The sequence below is a fragment of the uncultured Lutibacter sp. genome (assembly GCF_947495725.1).
Taxonomy (GTDB): domain Bacteria; phylum Bacteroidota; class Bacteroidia; order Flavobacteriales; family Flavobacteriaceae; genus Lutibacter.
In genome coordinates this window covers 403,822-423,212 of record NZ_CANLZZ010000002.1, presented here as the reverse complement: position 1 = coordinate 423,212, position 19,391 = coordinate 403,822, and the positions used below count along the sequence as shown (strand labels likewise).

General features: G+C 32.5%; 10 protein-coding genes. All 10 read right to left on the bottom strand.

From position 1 onward, the window contains the following. Window positions 1-33: 33 nt before the first annotated feature. The 10 genes from Q0776_RS05470 to Q0776_RS05425 all read right to left on the bottom strand — a co-directional run bounded on the left by Q0776_RS05470 (window position 34) and on the right by Q0776_RS05425 (window position 19,389). Complete coding sequence (locus Q0776_RS05470; RefSeq protein WP_298365819.1) at window positions 34-2,739, bottom strand: glycoside hydrolase family 2 TIM barrel-domain containing protein; 2,706 nt, start codon at window positions 2,737-2,739, stop codon at window positions 34-36. A gap of 14 nt (window positions 2,740-2,753) precedes the next feature. Further along, on the bottom strand, window positions 2,754-4,316 hold the full coding sequence (locus Q0776_RS05465; RefSeq protein ID WP_298365817.1) for a sulfatase: 1,563 nt from the start codon (window positions 4,314-4,316) through the stop codon (window positions 2,754-2,756). Between the two features lie 24 nt (window positions 4,317-4,340). Then, window positions 4,341-5,849 carry an alpha-L-fucosidase gene (locus Q0776_RS05460; protein ID WP_298365814.1) on the bottom strand — a complete coding sequence of 503 codons (1,509 nt, stop codon included), beginning with the start codon at window positions 5,847-5,849 and terminating at the stop codon, window positions 4,341-4,343. A 14-nt stretch (window positions 5,850-5,863) separates the two neighbouring features. Beyond that, entirely contained in the window at window positions 5,864-7,681 is a 1,818-nt protein-coding gene (locus Q0776_RS05455) for a right-handed parallel beta-helix repeat-containing protein (protein WP_298365812.1), read from the bottom strand. Between the two features lie 68 nt (window positions 7,682-7,749). Further along, complete coding sequence (locus Q0776_RS05450; RefSeq protein ID WP_298365810.1) at window positions 7,750-10,362, bottom strand: family 16 glycoside hydrolase; 2,613 nt, start codon at window positions 10,360-10,362, stop codon at window positions 7,750-7,752. 115 nt (window positions 10,363-10,477) lie between these two features. Next, window positions 10,478-12,040: an arylsulfatase gene (locus Q0776_RS05445; RefSeq protein ID WP_298365808.1), complete on the bottom strand. Its 1,563-nt coding sequence runs from the start codon at window positions 12,038-12,040 to the stop codon at window positions 10,478-10,480. A 16-nt stretch (window positions 12,041-12,056) separates the two neighbouring features. Beyond that, on the bottom strand, window positions 12,057-15,092 hold the full coding sequence (locus Q0776_RS05440) for a glycoside hydrolase family 2 TIM barrel-domain containing protein (RefSeq protein WP_298365806.1): 3,036 nt from the start codon (window positions 15,090-15,092) through the stop codon (window positions 12,057-12,059). Between the two features lie 7 nt (window positions 15,093-15,099). Further along, the gene (locus tag Q0776_RS05435; protein WP_298365804.1) at window positions 15,100-16,557 is read right to left on the bottom strand and encodes an arylsulfatase; all 1,458 of its coding nucleotides are present in this window, start codon (window positions 16,555-16,557) and stop codon (window positions 15,100-15,102) included. A 22-nt stretch (window positions 16,558-16,579) separates the two neighbouring features. Further along, window positions 16,580-17,920 (bottom strand): hypothetical protein, encoded by a 1,341-nt coding sequence (locus Q0776_RS05430; RefSeq protein WP_298365802.1) that lies wholly within the window; start codon window positions 17,918-17,920, stop codon window positions 16,580-16,582. 2 nt (window positions 17,921-17,922) lie between these two features. Beyond that, window positions 17,923-19,389: an alpha-galactosidase gene (locus Q0776_RS05425; protein WP_298365799.1), complete on the bottom strand. Its 1,467-nt coding sequence runs from the start codon at window positions 19,387-19,389 to the stop codon at window positions 17,923-17,925. Between the last annotated feature and the right edge of the window lie 2 nt (window positions 19,390-19,391).

The following is a 19,391-nucleotide window of genomic DNA, read 5'->3' as shown; positions in this document are numbered from 1 at the left end:
ATTTTGAGGATAATCTTTATCGTTAGATTAACTTTAATGATTCTCATCAAACTCAATTTGTTCTTTTTCTTCTTGTTTTAATTTTAAATCGATTAGTTTTTTTTGAAGTTCTTTATTCTGTTTCATTAAACTTTCAATCGATTGTTCTTTATCAGATTTCGAAATAGTAGATTTAGTTTTTTCTGAACCAACTTCTGTAAATAAGAATTTGTTTTCTGAAGGAACACTTTCTATAATCAACTCACCAGATAACGGCGTACTTTTTCCTTCATTTAATAATGAAGCCTTAATTTTAATTTTTCCCGATTTATTAGTTGACCTCACCAACAATGGAGCAGTTCCCCAATCTAACCTTTTTGGGTTTGCTGAAATTGATGCATCACCAATAATTGCACCTTCTCCTTCTACTTCAAATTTCACGGTATTTTCATTCAAATGTTTTACAACACCATCTTGATCAACCATAGAAACTACAACTAACACAAAATCCGATCCATTCGCAGTTAAAGGTAATCCACTATTTTGAACTTTTAATTGTAATCTTGTTGGTTTTTTAGCAGCAACTTTTCGCTGTGAAACTACTACTTTCCCATCCATTAAACCTTCAACCAGTAAACTAGATTTCTTTTTATTTCCACCTCTATGCAAGTATTTTGTATCCATAAAATCGAACACATTTTTAAATGTCACAATTGGATGCGGAATTTTTTTGATGGGTTTTATAATCCTTAATTTAGGTTGCCCTCTTCTAATCAGTTTTAACTCTGTTTCAGTTTTATGAGCCTTTTTTTGAAACACCGCCAATCCTTCGTGCAAGGTCAATCTTACTTCATCACAATTTGTATACACGTTAACATCTGCTCCAGAAAACGGAGTCATTTCGTGCGCTACAAAAATAAATGGTTCATTGTTTTCTGAAATATCTCGCTGACTTTTAAACAGTTGATACGAATACTTTGGCTGACGAAAAACATCTGCTAAACCACCATAAAACGGATCGCAATGATACCCTCTTTGATGATCAAAACCAGCCCAAAGCGTACCACCAACATGTTGTGGTGGCATTGCATGTAAAGATTCTAATGTTGTATGTACATAATCTACATCGGCATAATATTGTGCTTGTACAATTTGTGGTTGTTCTCCCCAAGCTCTCGCTACTCTACTCGGTGAATTTTGAGAGTTAAAATCATCTACATTATCACCAAATTCACGTGTAAACGTACAACGTTTTTCTGTTAAAAAATCTACATTATAATCGTGAGCATATACTACATCAAAATGTTCTTGTCCGTCTGCTTTTTTATCACAAACTGTATAAGCTCCTTGCATTGGATATTCTTCGTGAACAACTTCGTGCGCTCTTTTTGCAAAATATGAAGGATAACGAGATTCGTTTAAAATTGGCTCCCACATTATTACAGAAGCATAATTTCTATCTCTACGCACCATATTTCGAATATCTTGATACACTCGTTTTTCAAAAATTGGATTTTCCTCGTTCCAAAATTGCCAACCTGGAGTTGCTTCAATATAAAATAACCCTAATTCATCACAAGCATCCATAAAAGCAGGATCTGCAGGATAATGTGCGGCTCTAATTATGTCTGAACCACCTTCTTTAAATATTTTAGCATCGCGCCATTGTCCGTTGTTAGGAATAGCATTTCCAACATATCCGTGATCTTGATGGCGGTTTACTCCAATTAATTTACCAGGATATGGTTTATTATTTAAATAAAAACCTTCTTTACCTTTAAATTCTATTTTTCTAATTCCAATTCTTGAAGCAACTCCATCTAATCTAGTGCTTTTTTCATCTTTTAAAACAACTTCTAATCTATAAAGATCTGGTGACCAAGGCGACCACAGTTTAGGATTTTCAACAGAAAAAGTGTGTTTTATTTTTGTTGATTTATTGGCTTTAATTGTTACTTTTTTATTGAATTTTAAAACTTCTTTTCCATTAGGATTAAGCAACACCAATTCAGCATTTATTCTCTTACTCTTATCAGCATCATTTTGAATATCAACACTTGCAGAAACTACTGCTTCACTTTCTGAAATAGATTCAATATGTGTAAAAATTCCACCTCCTGCAACTTTATCAACTGCATTTGGGTTGGTAACATAAATCTCTCCAGTTTCAACCATCCAAACATCTCGGTAAATTCCGCCGAAATAAGAGAAATCTAATCTTGTTTGTGGTTTTCCTGGTGGATATAATGGATCATCGCTATTATCAGCCATAACAACCACTACATTGTCTTTTTCAAAATTTAGCTTGTTCGTTAAGTCAAATTCAAAAGGTAAATAACCTCCATAATGCTCGCCTAATAATTCGCCATTCAACCAAACTTTGCATTTTCCCATTACAGCTTCAAAATGAAGCTTAACAACTTTATTTTTTGAAGTTGAAGAAGGTGTAAAATGTTTTCTATACCAAGCAACACCTTGGTAATTTGCACTTCCGCTAACTTCACTGGAATTGTATTCCAATCCGTTTGGGCAGTTTACAATATCCCAAGTAGAATCATCAAAATTTTGCTGAAAAGCTTGCTCATTTTCACCTAAAAAAAAGCGCCAACCAATATTAAAATTGTAAACGGTTCTTCCATTATTTTCTACTTCCCAAAAACCAGCTTTTGAGAATTTAGGACTTTCTTGTGAAAAACCTATTTGAAATGAAACTAATACTACTGCTAGACAACAAAAATATTTAAATAAATTAAAGTTCATTTGACTGGGTTTTATCAATGTTTTTTGGATGCTCTTTTTCTTAATTCTTTTTCTGAAGGAATGGTAATAAAAGGTCTTAGCACTTTCTCATCTGCCTTACGCATTACATACGGCTCCCATTTTTTACGCGCAACTTCCCAAGCTTCTAAATTTCTTGTTGGAAACCATTTTGGCCAACCAATTGTATTAAAGTCGTAGTTTTTACCATTATTTTTCACCCATTCATCTACCGTAGTATTTGGACATTCTTCAGGAAAAACAGTTGTTGCTCTAAATTCTTCAGTAACACCTTTATCTTTAATTACATTAGTTCTCCAATTTTCCAATTCAGCCAATAATTCTTTTTTAACTGAAGCGTATTTTGGGTTATCAGCTACATTATTAATTTCAAAAGGATCTTTTTGCAAATCAAACAATTCAATTTCTGGTTTTGTTGAAGCAAATAAAGCTGCTTGTGCAGGCGTTAGTTTTCCTTTCATATTTAAAATATTCATTTCCGCCAACATTGGGTAAGCACCTTCTTTGTAATTATTGTATTGCAAGTATGGACGCTCGGGCATTAAATTTAAAATTAACTTATAATCTTTTGATCTAATTGCACGCATTGCATCGTGGGTTTCATCCATTTTATCACGCGCTGCAAACACATATTTTCTGCTTTTAACAGCATTGCTAAATAAACTTTTACCGTGTAAAGCAACTGGTTCTTTGACTCCTGCAGCTTCTAAAATTGTTGCACAAATATCAATAGACATTACCATATTATCGCTTACAGTATTTGGCTTTACTTTACCTGGCCAACGCATAACCATTGGTATTTGAATTCCACCATCATACAAAAATTGCTTTCCACGTATGTGACAACGTCCGTGATCTCCAATAAAAAACACAATGGTATTTTCGGCTAAACCCTCATCTTCTAAACGTTTTAATAAGGCGCCAATTTCACGATCTACCAATTGCATTTGCTCTAAACCATTTGCCCAATCTCTTCGGTTAAACTCAGTATTGGCATAATATGGCGGTAACTCAATGTCTGAAGTGGCAATAGGGTTTTGAGGATCACGATTCCAAGAACGATGTGTTCCTCCAAAAGTAATTCTTGCAAAAAATGGTTGCCCAGGTTTGCGTTCTTTCCAATCTTCACCTTCAAACAACTCTTGTCTTTTATTTGGAATAAAATTACAGTCTGTTTTCCAACTCATTAAAGCTGTAAAATAACCAGCCTCTTTCATAATATGAGGAATTGGTTTTATTCCATAAGGCAAGGGTTGTTTGTTGTGTTCTCTATGTTGATTTGCACCAATATAGTTTTGATAAAATCCCGTCATCATTGCTGAACGAGATGTTGAACAAACTGGAGAAGTTGTAAATGCTTTTTTGTACAAAATTCCTTCGGAAGCTAATTTATCAACATTTGGAGTTGAAATTCCTTTGGTTCCGTAGCAAGATAAATCTGGTGACCAATCTTCTATTGTTATCCATAAAATATTTGGTCTTTTGTCTTGTGCTTTAGAAGTTACAAAAGCAAATAAACACGCAATTACAATTAGTTTTGAAAACTTATTTTGCATCATATTTTTAACAATTTAAATGAAAAACTATTTTTTAAATTCAATTTTAAAAGCAAAAGCAGCCTCACAAGGTTTTTCTCCTTCAACTTTTATTTGAAGACCTTTATCCGTTTGATTCCAATCTATTTTATTGTTTCCGCTGATCAATTTTATTGAAGCTATTTCTCTAGTTTCATATTCATTTCCTTTTGCTAAAGATTTAACAGTAAACACACCATCTTTTGGCCAACCTAAAGAAGTTGCATATAAAACATCATTTTTAGTAGTAAATCGGATATCTTCAAAACCAGACTCTTTATTGTTTTTTTCTGAATGATGACCTTTACTCACTTTTGTTGGTCCTTCACCAAATATTTTCCAAGGTCGTGTGTTAAAAATAGCTTCATCATTAACAGTTAACCAACTACCCATTTCTTCTAAAATATTTTTAGCTTCATCAGGTATTGTTCCGTCAGCTTTTGGCCCAATATTTAATAATAGACATCCGTTTTTACTAACAATATCAATCAATTCATCTAACAAATAATTAGATGTTTTGTATTCTTCATCTTTAATATATCCCCAAGAAATTTTTCCAATTGAAGTATCTGTTTGCCAAGGATATTTATAAATTCCATCCATTCTACCACGTTCAATATCTAACGTAATTAAATCTTCAGGAAAAGATTTACCCTTCATATTTTTATCTTGAAAAACAACACCTTTATCCCAATCTAACCCTTTGTTATAATAGTATGCAAGTATTTTTTTATGCATTGGTTCAAAACCTGGTTTGTCCAACCCAAAATCAAACCATAATAAATCTGGTTTATAATTATCTATAATATCCGTTGTTCTGTTCCACCATAAATCTAAAAACTCTTTAGATGGCAATGAATTTCTTTCAATTTTTTTCCAATATAAATCTTGATATTGAGGATCATTTACATCCCAACTTGGATCAGCGTGATTGTAATACTGACGGTTTAAAGCAAAATGTGAAGAAACTCCAAATTTCATCCCTTCCGTTTTACAAGCATCAGACAACATTTGCATTACATCTTTTTTAGGCCCCATATTTACAACATTCCAACGTGTTACGTTAGAATTATACATAGCAAACCCATCATGATGTTCAGCAACAGGAACAACATAACGCGCTCCAGATTTTTTAAATAAAGAAGCCCATTCTTTAGCGTTGAAATTTTCTGCTTTAAACTTTGGAATTAAATCTTTATACCCAAATACTGAAGGATCTCCGTGATGTTCTCTGTGATGCGACCAAGGATTCATTCCTCCTTTGTTCCAACTTTTTTGATAAATCCCTTTTGGGTATTTTTCACTACTGTAAGCAGGCACAGCATATGGACCCCAATGTAAAAATATTCCGAATTTAGCATCTTTAAACCATTCAGGAACTTTGTATCCACTTCGTATAGATTCCCAATCTTCTTGATACCTAAATGCTGTTTCTACTTCTTTTTTTTGTTCCTTTTTTTCTGAGCAAGAACTAAATCCTACAACAGCAATAATTGCCAATGCTAAAAACTTTTTCATTTTTTAAATGTGGTTTACTTTTTTGAAAGCCCTTTGTTCTTTTTAACAACAACACTTGTTGAATTCTCTGACTTCTCAACCTTTAAAGGCCATGAAAAATCACTAAACTTATTCTTTTGTATTGAAACGTTTTCACAATAATCTAAAGAAACTGTTGGCAATTTTGAACCTGTTGGGTATTTAGTACTTAGTTCAACTTCATTACCCTCAACCTTAAGCCCTATTACATTAAAGGCGTGCACTAGCAATCCATTATAACTCTTAATTTTATTGTTTGAAAAAGTAATATTATGGTGGTATTTTTCTGCCCCAATATGTTGGTTTGGTAAAAATAATGGCGCCGCATATAATGGGTAATGCTCACCTGAACCATAACCAATATTATCAAACGTATTGTTTATTATTGTAATATCTCTAACTCCACCAGACTCGTACCAAGCTTTGTTATCTCCTTCAATTAAAATACCGTGCATTTGAGATGAAAAGAAATTATTTTCTACCAATACATTTCCTTTAGTTGTAATTAAAGCGCCTCTTGCTCTATTATCTCTTATGGTATTATTTCTTATAATTAAATCTGGATTCCAAGTAATATTTTCAAATGAAAGTGGTCCTTTTGGCATTTTCTCTGGAACTTCATTCACCGTAATTAAAACTCTTTTTTCATTTAAGATTTTTGCCTTTGTTACCGTAGTTTCAAAAATTGGCAATACCGTTTCTCTTGAAGTTAACATTATTTTGTCTCCTGGCTCAGCAAAAACTAAGCCCCATTGTTGGCTATGACTTATTTCACATAAAAACTGATTTTCCCCTAAATATTTTTCTACTTTAATATACGCTCCGTGAACATTAATTCCATCATCCATCATATGTTCTAACAAGCAATTTTCTACTTTAATTAAACCTTTACATCCTAAAAAATGAGTTGCATCTGCTCTTGTTGCAAAGTTTCTATCGCTTCTTGAAGTGACTACAAATTTATTTAAGGTAATGTTTTCACAACGCTCACCAATAACACCCATACCTCCTGCTGCAAATACCGTAACATTTTCGATAAAATTATCTTTAGATTGATCTAAATGAATCGCTTGTGCAAATCTGTTTCCACCTGGACTTGGCCCATAAGTTGCAAACACGGTACCAACTGGTGGAGTAACCTTAGTGATATTTGTAAATTTAGCTCTCGCATCGTCAAGCTTTTCTACCTTTGCTTTTCCTTTTCCGTTTAAACTATAATTTCTTGTATGCCAAATTGGAGCTTTTGTTTTTGGATCAAATGCTATATTTTGTCCTATTACATCTTCCCAATCGTAATGTTGAAATAAAATTTGATTGTCTTCAACTCTAAAATCAAATTTTCCTGAATTAATTTCGGCAACAAAAGAGTTTTCTTCAACATTGTTCTCTATAACCTTCATTTCATTTACAAAAGAATGTTCCCAATCTATAGTAAAGTTTTTCAACACCGTATTTGTAGATCCTTTAACAGTAATAGGACAAATTTTACCGTGAAACATAAACATTGATCCATTTCCATCTAAGGTAAAATTTTCAAAGTTAAAAATTGGAATTGCCAATCGTTTTAAACTGTTATCATGGTTTGTAACTGCACGATACATTTCAACAGCATTTTCAGGATAAAACTCATATTGTCCTTTTGGAAAAAATAAGGTAACATCTTTTTTTCCTTTCAAAGATTCTATTAATTGATTTACTTCTAGGGTTACGTCTTTTCCCGGTTCAATGCCATAATCTGCAACATTAATTTTTTGAGCGTTTGTATTTAAAGCAAATGCCAAAAGCATTAAAAATAAGATTTGTATTCTTTTCATTCGATTGTTTTTATATTTTTTACTAATTGAATAGTTATATTCATTTTTGATTATTTCAAGTGTATAGTTTATTTTTTAATAATTTCTTTAATAATAATATTTCGATATCTAACTTTGGTATGATCTCCTTGCAAATAGATTGGACCTTGTTTTATTACATCTGCATGTAAAGCACCATTTGTACATCCAAGAATAGGCTCATTATCAATTACTTTTTCACCATTTAAAATAACGGTTACATGACGGTCAATTAGTGTGATATTATAATGCTGCCATTCACCTCCAGCTTTACCGAAATTTCCTTTTGGTATAATTCGATTAAAAATAGATCCTACTCCGTGCATACCTTGCATTCTACTATCATGGTCTACAACCTGCACCTCATAAAGTCCTCTTAAATATATTCCGCTATTACCTCCTTTTGGGACATTAAATTCTAGATCTAAATTAAAATCAGTAAATTCTCTTTCAGTTCTTAGATTACCATAATGGGCAAAAGGGTTGAAGGTTTTTTTAGGTGTATCATTAAACAAAACACCATCAACAGCTTTCCATTTATTTATTTGATTTGGGTTTGTTAGCTTCCACCCGTTCAAATCTTTTCCATTAAATAACTCTATTGGCTCTCCATATTCAACTTGACTTAAATCTGGTTTAGGAGGTGTTGGTGCAATACGCACACCGTTAAATTTCACTTTTTTGAAAGTTCCATCATTTTTTGGCACTTCAACTTCTATATTTAATTTATCACCTATAATTGTTGCTGAATGTTTAAGGGCTATTTTTGGACCAGAGGCAGGACCGTCTTTATATTTCCGCTCACCAATTGAACGGTTATGCGTAAAATAGAGTTTATTATTTTCAACTGAAATATCTGACAAAGGTTTAGGCGCTCCTACCATCCATAGCTCTCCTTTTAAATTCTCATCTTTCTCGGTAATAGACAGCCATCCAGCAGAACCATATGGCATAGACAATGCCCAGTTACCGATAAAACGATAAGCTTTATTCTTCGGATTTAGTTTTTTTAATTCAATTTTTCGAAATTGAATTGGGTGACTCTCAGATTGTAATGAAATCGTTCCTTTATCTATTAAAATGTTATTGTTTTCAATAAATGGTAATACTTCAGGTAAACGTTTATCAAACTGTGGTTTAAAATATTCTATAACAGTTTTCCCACCAATTTTATACCGAATAATATCATTACCGTGTACCTCTATTTCTACCTCAACCCATTGATCTCCATGAAAAGTTTCTGAATTACTTTTAGTTATCGGTTTTTTAATTAATTCTCCTCCAATTTCAACATTAGTTCCTGGGGTACATAGATTTAAATTTGAACGATCATCTTTACCATTTCCACCAAGTAATTGAGCTTCTAATGAAATAGGAAATTTTTGCATCTTTTTCATCTGGGATGGATCTTGACCATGAATCATAATACCGCTATTACGAAATGCCCATTCTGGTCCATTTTTTATTTGATCACCTATAAAACGGTATTCCACTCGCAGTATATAATGAGATAAAGGTTCTTTATAGAAAAGGTGTCCAAATTTGTCAAAAGTACTCTTCCCTTTACCATCCAAATTCACTAAATCTGTTTCTTTATATTTATCATAAGACACAGTTAACAAACCATCTTTAACTCTAAAGGTATCAGCATAATTAACCCCGAGCTTATGACCTCTAATTTTTGGAATCCAACCTGTAAGGTCTTTTCCATTAAAAAGTTGAATCCACTCTGATTCATTTTGAATTGTTGCTACTTGATTACTATTTATTAAATTCTTTTCAAAAAAATCCACTACATTCTGATGCAATTTTTTTTCTTTGAAAAACCCATGACCTGCATCTTGAACAAGAATCAACTTTGTATCCACATTTGCCACTTGCAGTCGTTTATGTAAATTTTCACTTTCTGTACAAGGAACATTCGAATCTTGTTCACCATGCATCAATAAAAAAGGCACATCATCTTCACTAACATAATTAATTGAACTAGCCATTTTAGCCTTAGAAATATTTTTTTGAATTACTCCTCCAATAAGCTGTACAACTGGGTCAACCTCAGGTTTCAACTTTTTTATGTTATACGCACCCATTTCAATCATATCTGAAGGCCCAAACCAATTACATGCTGCTTGTACATTACTAGATACATTTGTTATACCAATAGATCCTTCTAATTCTTCAACTCCATTTGTTGTCCCCAAAAGAGCTGCTAAATGTCCACCCGCAGAGGAGCCCCAAACTCCAATTTTATCAGGGTCAATTCCGAAACTTCTTGCATTTTTTCTTAAATAGCGAATTGCAGCTTTACAATCATGAATTTGAGCTGGATATATATGTTCAGGTACGAGACGATAATTTATAGAAGCTAATGCAAAACCATGTTTTAAGACAAATGCATTTCTCTCAATCATATTTTTAGACCCTTTTTTCCAACTTCCACCATGTATCCAAACTATTAACGGTAAAGATTCTTTACTTGAAATTTCAGGTAAATACAAATCAAGTTTTTGAAGAGAATGTCCATCTTTTACATATGGTAGGTTTTTAAAAATTTTAGTTCCTAATGGTATCAAACTCCCATTATCTGCAACATTATTCTTCTGAGCATTGGATGTAAACGCAACACTCAAAAAAATGACCAATACAATTTTCAATAATTTCATTTAGTTTTTTTAAATACCCTTGCAATTTCGCTAACTTATTTCAACTAAATGTATTCCTTAATTCAAAATACGTATGTATGTGTAAACAATAGTGCTACAATCAGTTAAAAATTGGTTACAAATACTCTTTAACTACTTTTACTTGTGGCCATTGAACCGAATGGTCATTTATATCTGTTGGTTGGTTTTTTCCTGAAGAACTTCTTCCTTGTTTTATTACTTGAGCTAATTTCTTTTTTAATTGTTCAACTATTTCAGGATACTTACCTGCTAAATTTACATTCTCAACAGCATCATTCTCCATATTGAATAATAAAATACTTCCATTGTCTTTTATTGGTTCTAGTTCTCTTGGATCTCCTCTTTTTGAACCTCCGTAATTATCAAACATTAACTTCCATTTTCCATAACGAACAGAAAAAATACCAACATCTGAATGATGAACAACAGCTCTAACTTTCAACTCTGGTATATTTTTATTTTTTAGAGCTGGCAAAAAACTAACACTATCTTCACCTTCATTCTCATTTATACTAATATTTAAAACTTCAGCACAAGTAGCCATTAAATCTGTTGTGCAAATAAGTTGGTTAGAAACTTGATTTTTTTCAACCTTATTTGGCCAACGAACTATAAATGGAACTCTATGTCCACCTTCCCAATTTGTTCCTTTCATTCCTCTATAAATCCAACTTGAATGATGTCCTTTTTTTGCCATCACAGGAAAACCTGCTTTAGGCGAAGTTCCATTATCTGCTGTAAAAACAACAATTGTATTATCTGCTATTCCTAATTCATCTAAAGTTTTAAGCACTTCTCCAACTGCCCAATCAGTTTCCATGCAGAAATCTCCGTGATCGTTTAAACCACTTTTTCCAATAAATTTTTCACTTGGCACAATTGGTGAATGCGGCGCGTTTAAAGGCATATATACAAAAAATGGATTATCCGAATTTTTACGAATCCAATCACATGTTTTTTCAGTAAATGTTGATAATACCTCGTCTTGTTCAAATTCTTTAGCTGACCAACCAGGTTTTGCACCAATATATCCTCTCTTTTTTAACGCTTCTTGATCTTTTAAATATTCAAAAGTACCTTGTGCTTTATCATTTTCGATAAACACATGAGGATTCATATTTAATGATGCCGAAATTCCAAAATAATAATCAAATCCATTTACATTAGTCCCATTTTTAATCGGCGAACTTATATCTACATTATTAGCTTTTTTTCTTACCGAAGTTGTTGGTTTAAGCTGTTTCCAATCCATTCCTAAATGCCATTTACCAATACAAGCAGTTTTATAACCTTGCTTTTTTAGCATACTTGCTACTGTTTCTCTTTCAACATCAATTAAATGCTCACTATGACCTCCTAACACACCTTTCTTTAAGGTTGAGGTTCTCCAAGAATACCGCCCAGTTAAAATTCCATAACGAGTAGGAGTGCAAACACCAGAACTTGTGTGTGCATCCATAAACTTAACACCTTCTCTAGCCAACTTATCTATATTTGGAGTAAGTATTTTAGAATCTTTATTATATGCTTTTACATCTCCAGGTCCCATATCGTCTGCTAAAATGTAAATTATATTTGGCTTCTCTGTGTTTTGCTGAGCTTTCATAAAAAATACACAAAACATAAAAACCCCTAATAAAACTATATTATTTTTCATTTGATAAAAATTAAGTTTAATTTATTAAAATCTCATCAATATAAACACCTGAATTATCAACAGAAATTAGCTTTACTGTATTTGCTCCTCTTTTTAATTGAATAGACTGTTTTGCCTTATTCCATCGTCCTCCTTGATTTCTTGTATTTCTTAAAAACAATTTATCATTTACAACTTCGTCGTTAACAATTACTTTAATGTAGGTTCCTCCTTTACCATCAACTTTGCTGCTATAACGAATGTACAAATCCGCCTCACCAGCACCACCATCATTTTCTTGATACCATTCAATAGAAGCTCCTATTTTTTTGTCAAATTTCACAAATCCTTTTCCATTGAATTTTGCTCCTTTTATTGAAATTTGAGCATCCATTAATTTTGCATCTTCGGCTTGTTCTCCTGCAATTATATATTCATCCTGAATTTCATTCCAAACAAAACCTTCGTTTTTAGCAAACTTTTCTTCCAATTGCTGAACTTCTTTTCCGTTTAAAACAATCAACGCTTTTACTGTAGTTCCTAATTCAACTGAAAACGATTGACTATATTTTTTTGAATTTATTGTTGGAATTGAGCCATCAACAGTATAAAAAACTTCAATTTTAGTATTTGGAAGTTCTCCTCTTAAAGCCAGTAATTGTGTATCTATACTTACTTTATTCGATGTTATTTGTTTCTTTTCACCCAAAATACAACTTGCCAATAAAGTTACTGGCTCATTTCCTTCAAAAGATTCTACATAAGCACGAGTTAATCCATAAAAAGCAATTCGATTTTCAGCTTCAAAATGTTTTTCAACATCAATCGGACTTCCATTATCTAAGGCTTTAATTTTACCTGCTCCTAGTACTTTAAAATATGTTCTATTTTCGCCATAAGGATACATTTCTCCATCCTTATCTGTAGTTGTAACTCTAACCTGAACAATATCTTTTCCTTTTGAATTTAAAGGCTCACCATCTACAGTTAATTTTATTTTTGAAGGAGCATTGGCAGTTCTTATAATTTTTTCAGAAACAGCTTTTCCGTTTTTATAACCAACAGCTTTTAATTCTCCTGGTTTCCACGGTACCATCCATTGGCATTGCATTTTATCCCAAGCTAAACCTGGTTTTTGTTTCCCTAACGAAGTTCTATTAAAAAATAATTCAACTTTATCGCAATTTGAATATACCCAAACCGGAATATTGGTTCCCAACTCAACTTTTGGATGTGTCCAATGCGGTAAAATATGCACCATTGGTTTTTTTGTCCACTGACTTTGGTATAAATAGTACAAATCTTTTTCAAAATTTGCCATATCAATTGCTCCACCCATAAACGATTTAAATGGCCAACCACCGTGTACATAACTTGCTTCACCAATATAATCGTAACCAGTCCAACGAAAAGAACCTGCATATTTTGGAATGTCTCTTAACTGCTCAATATTTAATCTTGATGAAACCCTAACCATTGCATTATCATAACTAGAATTAAATATTTGCTTCGGATTTTGTCTATTTAAATTTGAAGTCCAATCGTGTGAAAACACTTCTTTTTCAGTTAAATCTGGCAGTGGGTATGGTCTTTGTTTTTTACTTGGATATCCATCTCTAAACCACGTTTTTGTTCTGTAAAAACCTCGGACTTGCCAAGTATGTGTGTTCTCTGTACCAATAAAAAACTCACCTTTCTCATTTAATTCATCAAAAAAGCCCATTTTTTCACTGTGGCCGTTTACTCCATAAACATCCATATATTCAGAGCTAGAATGTCCAGAAGTTACCAAACGTGTATTGTCTAATTTATGACAAGTTTCAACTAAATCCTTCCCAATTTCTCCGTGTGTTTCGTTACCAACGCTGTAAATTACAATTGAAGGGTGATTTCTATCTCTTTTAATCCAATCGGTAACATCACGTTTCCACCATTCATCAAAGCTATGTGCTCCATAATCGTTGGCTGCTTTTTTTAACCAGCCATCAAAAATTTCGTCCATTACCATCATTCCCAATTCATCACATAAGTCGTAAAAAATTGGTGTTTGTGGATTGTGAGAAGTTCTTATGGCATTCACACCCATATCTTTTAATTGCTGAATTCTAAAACGAAGAATTTTATCTGGAACCGCAGCTCCCAAAGCACCTGCGTCTTGGTGATTACAAACACCTTGTAACTTTACATTTTTACCGTTTAGCCACATTCCTGTTTCAGCTTTCCACTCAATATCTCGAACTCCAAATTTTGTTTTTTCAGTATGAAGAATCGTTTTTCCAACTTTAACTTCACTTAAAACCGTATACAAATTAGGTGTTTCAACAGACCATAACTTTGGATTCTCAATTTCTAATTCTTGCGTTAAAACATCTTTATTTTGAAGTTTTATTTTTTCTGAAGTATTTGCAATTACTTTTCCTTCTTTATCTATAATTGAAGTACTTAATTGCACCTTTTTAGCCTTTGAAAGCTTACTATTTAATTCGGTTTCAATAGTAACTTTATTACCCTTTGTTTTAATAAAAATTCCATCTTTTGGAATGTGGATATTGTTTTTAATTTCAATCCAAGTATGTGCATAAATTCCGCTACCTGTATACCAACGAGCCGCTGGCTGTTTGTTATTATCTACACGAACTGCAATTGTTATTTTGTTTGAATTAGTTACTTCTTCAGTAATATCATAATTAAAAGAAATCCAACCATAAGGTCGCGTTCCTAATTCTCTACCATTTGCCCAAATGGTGCTATTCATAAAAACCCCATCAAACGAAATTTCTACGTGTTTCCCTTTCCACTCTTTAGGCACTTCAATGGTTTTACGGTACCAACCAAATCCGGCAGGTAAATAACCACATTGTCCACCCATTGGGTTTTCTTCACTGTACTCACCTTCAATACTCCAATCGTGAGGTACATCTAAAGTTCTCCAAGAACTATCATTCCAATTTACTTGTTCAGCTCCTTTTACATCTTGTTGAATAAATTTCCAATCTTTATCAAAATTTAACCGCTGTTGTGCAGCCATCGAAATTGAAAACAGCACTAGAAAAACACTTATTTTAATTTTCATACTACTTTTACTTTTGTTTGAAAGGAAACAATTCAGATTCTACGTGAGCTGTTTTCATAATTTGAGCAATTTCAGCTACAATTTCTGGATGTTTATCAGCTATATTATTACTTTCTGAAGGATCTTCAGCTAAATTGTACAATTCAATTCTCGCTTTTTTATCTTTAAGTACGTTATAAATAACTCCTTTCCAATCTCCTTTTCTTACTGCTTGTTTTCCACCTTTATGGTTAAACTCCCAATACAAATAATCGTGTTGTTTCTGATTTGGTTTTTGCAATAAACTTGACAACAATGAAATTCCATCGGTAGTTGAAGGCTTTTCTACACCTACTATTTCAGCAAAAGTTGGCATCATATCCCAAAATGCTGAAACGTGATTTGAAACTGTACCCGCTTTTACTTTATTTGGCCAAGAAACAATAAAAGGAGCTCTAACTCCACCTTCATATAAATCTCTTTTCATTCCTTTTAAACCACCAGCACTATTAAAATATTCCGGATTTGCCCCACCTGCAGCGTGTGGACCATTATCACTTGTAAAAATTATAATTGTATTATCTTCAATACCTAATTCTTTCACTTTATCCATAATTTGACCAACGTATACATCGGTTCTATCAATCATAGAAGCAAAAACTGCTTTTGGTTCTTTTTGTGTACAATACTTATTTTTTTCAATATCTGGACCATAATCTGAAGCATAAGGTTGTGTGTATGGAATCTCTTTAAATTTACCTTGATACTTTTTTAAAATTGAATCTTGTGGAGATATTAATTCTGCGTGTGGTAAAACAATTGGCACATAAGCAAAAAACGGTTTGTCTTTATTTTCTTCAATAAATTCTAACGTTGCATCTTGAATTTTATCTGGAGCATAGGTTACTGTGTTTGTCCAATCGTTTCCTTCTAAAATAACTTTTTCATCATTTTTCCATAAGTAAGGTGGATAATATCTATGTGCCATTCTTTGGCAATTGTAGCCATAAAACTCGTCAAAACCTTGATTTATAGCATCGCCTTCAGAACCTATAAAACCTAATCCCCATTTTCCAAAAGCACCTGTTGTATAACCTGCTTCTTTTAACATTTCAGCAATGGTATAAGAACTAGCAGGCATTGGTGTTTGCCCTTCTCTATTTTTCAACTCTTTATTTCCTCTAATTGGTGTGTGCCCAGTATGTTGCCCTGTCATTAGTGATGAGCGAGATGGTGCACAAACAGTAGAACCACTGTAATGTTGTGTAAATTTCATACCGTTATCAGCCAACTTATCAATATTTGGTGTTTGAAAATTTACTTGTCCATAACAACTTAAATCTCCATAGCCTAAATCATCAGCTAAAATGTAAATGATATTTGGTTTTTGAACTATTTCTTTTTTGCTATTTTTTGTTGAATTACAAGAAGCTAATACAGCTATTAAAACAATTAAAACTATTTGAGCTTGATTTCTGAAATGCATATTATTCAATTTTACTTCTAAATTATTCTTTAACTACTGGACCTTTGTTTACTCTCCAATTTTTTGATTCTTGACTCTTCTTCCACTTTTGAAATTCAACTGGCCATTTTCCTTTTCTAAAATCCTTTTTAGAAACTATCTTTTTACCTCCATAATATTTAAATCCTTCTGAAGTAACATTTTCTATGACTACTGAATACTCTCCATTTAGTTCGTTTACTACTGGAGCAATTGAAGGACCATCAAAAAACTTATTATCATTCCATAATTTTAAATCAGCATAATATGCTTCAGGAACCGCTAATAAAGCATGTTTTTTAACTTGAGCTTTCATACCAAAAATTGCATGAATATTTTTTATTGAAGTCCCTTTAGCAAAACTACCTGGTTTAGCATCTGGATTTCTTTGTAATTCTTTCTTTTTAACGCCACCCATACCTATTTGAACAGCAAACGTACTACCTATAGATTTTACACCATCAATTTTCACCACACCATTTTGAGCACTATGAGGGCCTAACATAACCGCACATCTTCCGTTTTCATTAACTATGTTTTTGGCGGTAATATTAAAAACACCCGTGTGTTCGCCAACTGCACCAGTTTCCAATCTTAAAGTTACTCCTCCATTTGCATATAAATTCTCGAAATACACATTTTGAGCTCCGTGCAATTGCACCAATCCATATCCTGGACTTCCATTAAAAATTCTACAATTTTTAATTGTTCCGTTTGTAGATCTTGAAACTTCCCAATTACCTACGTCTTTAGTTTTTGAACGTGTTGGAGTTAAAGTAATTCCACAATAGGTTGTGAAATTATCTTTTACATCTAAATCTGCAATCAAGAAGTTTTTCACCATTTTAGTTAAAATACCTCTACATCCTTCGCCTTTCATAGGAATTCTATCAGAGTAATCTATAATATAGCTTCCTTCAATTCCTCTTATACTCACGTTTTCTATAAAATCTCTATCATTTGCGTTGCTTTTGTTTTTACCTTTTAGAGGTTCAACATCCATAATAAAAACCACCGCTTTTTCTCCTTTTGGCCAATGAGGTTTTATTACTGTATTTGCTTCTACCAATAAATGTACATTCGATTTAAAATATACGCCTCCAAATTTATAAGTTCCTTTAGGAAGTATAATTTGACCTCCGCCTGCTTCAGAAACTTCATCTATTGCTTTTTGAATCTTTTCACTCTGATTTGTTTTGGCGTTATCATCAACCAAACCATAATCTTTCTTCAGGTTTTTAGTTAACCCTTTTGAATTTATTACTTCGGTATACTGTGCATTTATTGTTGAAAATAAACCAAGTAAACACACTAAACTTAATAGCTGTTTCTTTAAATTTTTCATAATTATTTTTTATAAAATTCTGAAATTATTTTTCGTTCTCCTTTTGAGTAATCCCACAAGTAATCTCCAGTTTCATCAACACATTTTTGACTTATATGATGTGGCAACACAGAAACCAAAGGATAACCTGTTTTACCCTTATACATCTCTAAATGTTTTAAATAATTCTTTTCAGTTAATGCCTTTTCAGAAGTATCATTCCCTCCAATATGATCTAAATTAATTGCTCTACCAGGTGAAGATCTAAAAGCAACTTCATAATGAGTTTTTACACGTGCTGGCCAATCATATTTATCATTTAACCAAACATCATTTGTTCTAGTTACATCGGTATATTTTGTAAAGAAAATATCAGGTACATGAAACTCCATTTCAATTGTTTGATCCATCAATTTAGCTGCTCGGTATAACTCTTTATGAATGTGCAACATATCAGATTTAGTATTGTATGACATGTCTATTTTGAATTTTCTTACACCAATTGAGTAAAATCTATGAATTACTTCTGAAGCATACTCAAAAATATCTGCTTTTGGATTTAACCAACGTTCGTCTTTTTCTTCATCTATCTTTTTATTTACTCTCCAATCACCTAACATATCAGGATATTTTTGAGCAATTGAACTTGCATGGTGAATTTTAGGAAATGCAATCCATAAACCAGGAGTAAATCCTTTATCTTGAATCATATCCATTGTTTTTCTAAAATCCGGAAACTTTTTAGGATCTGCATGCCAAGTTCCAAACCCTGAGTTTAAACTACCATCAGGAAATTGTCCCCATCCGTGATCTAATGTCATTTTCCCTTTCGGATAACCGTAATCAATAATTTTATCTAAATAAGTCTTAACAAAATCATGAGTTAATAAATGAAAATGTCCTCCTCTAACTTTAGATTGTATTTTTTGCTCAACCCAAGTACAATATTCAACATCTCCCCAAAATTTTGGAGTTGAAGTGTACGGTTTAAAATTTAAACGTTGCATCATTATTGAATTGTATTGCATCCAAGCTTCGTCTCCGTTTTCATTTTCATCAATAAATAATTCTTGACCTTGAGGAACAGAAATTGTTAATGTTTCAACACCATCAAAACTAAAGGTTGAATTTTCAAACCCAAAAGAAGTCATAAACCCTACAAACTTACCTTTAGCATCAACAATTACCGGAGAACCCGACATTCCTGAAGCTGGTATTGTAAATGGATTATGCTCAAACGATTCACTTTTATAATAATGTGCTCCGCCACCTTTTTCTGCTGCAGTTGATAAACTGTGATAAGGCAAAAACAATGGAGTTGTTACTTTTAATGTAACCTTTTCAATAGTTCTCCCTCCTTTTACTACAGCACCAGAAGTATAACCATCTTCAGATTTTTCAACATTTATTTGTGGATTTCCACAACCTATTAATCCAACACCCGCAATTCCTAATCCTGCTTTTTTTATAAAACTTCTTCTATTACTCATAA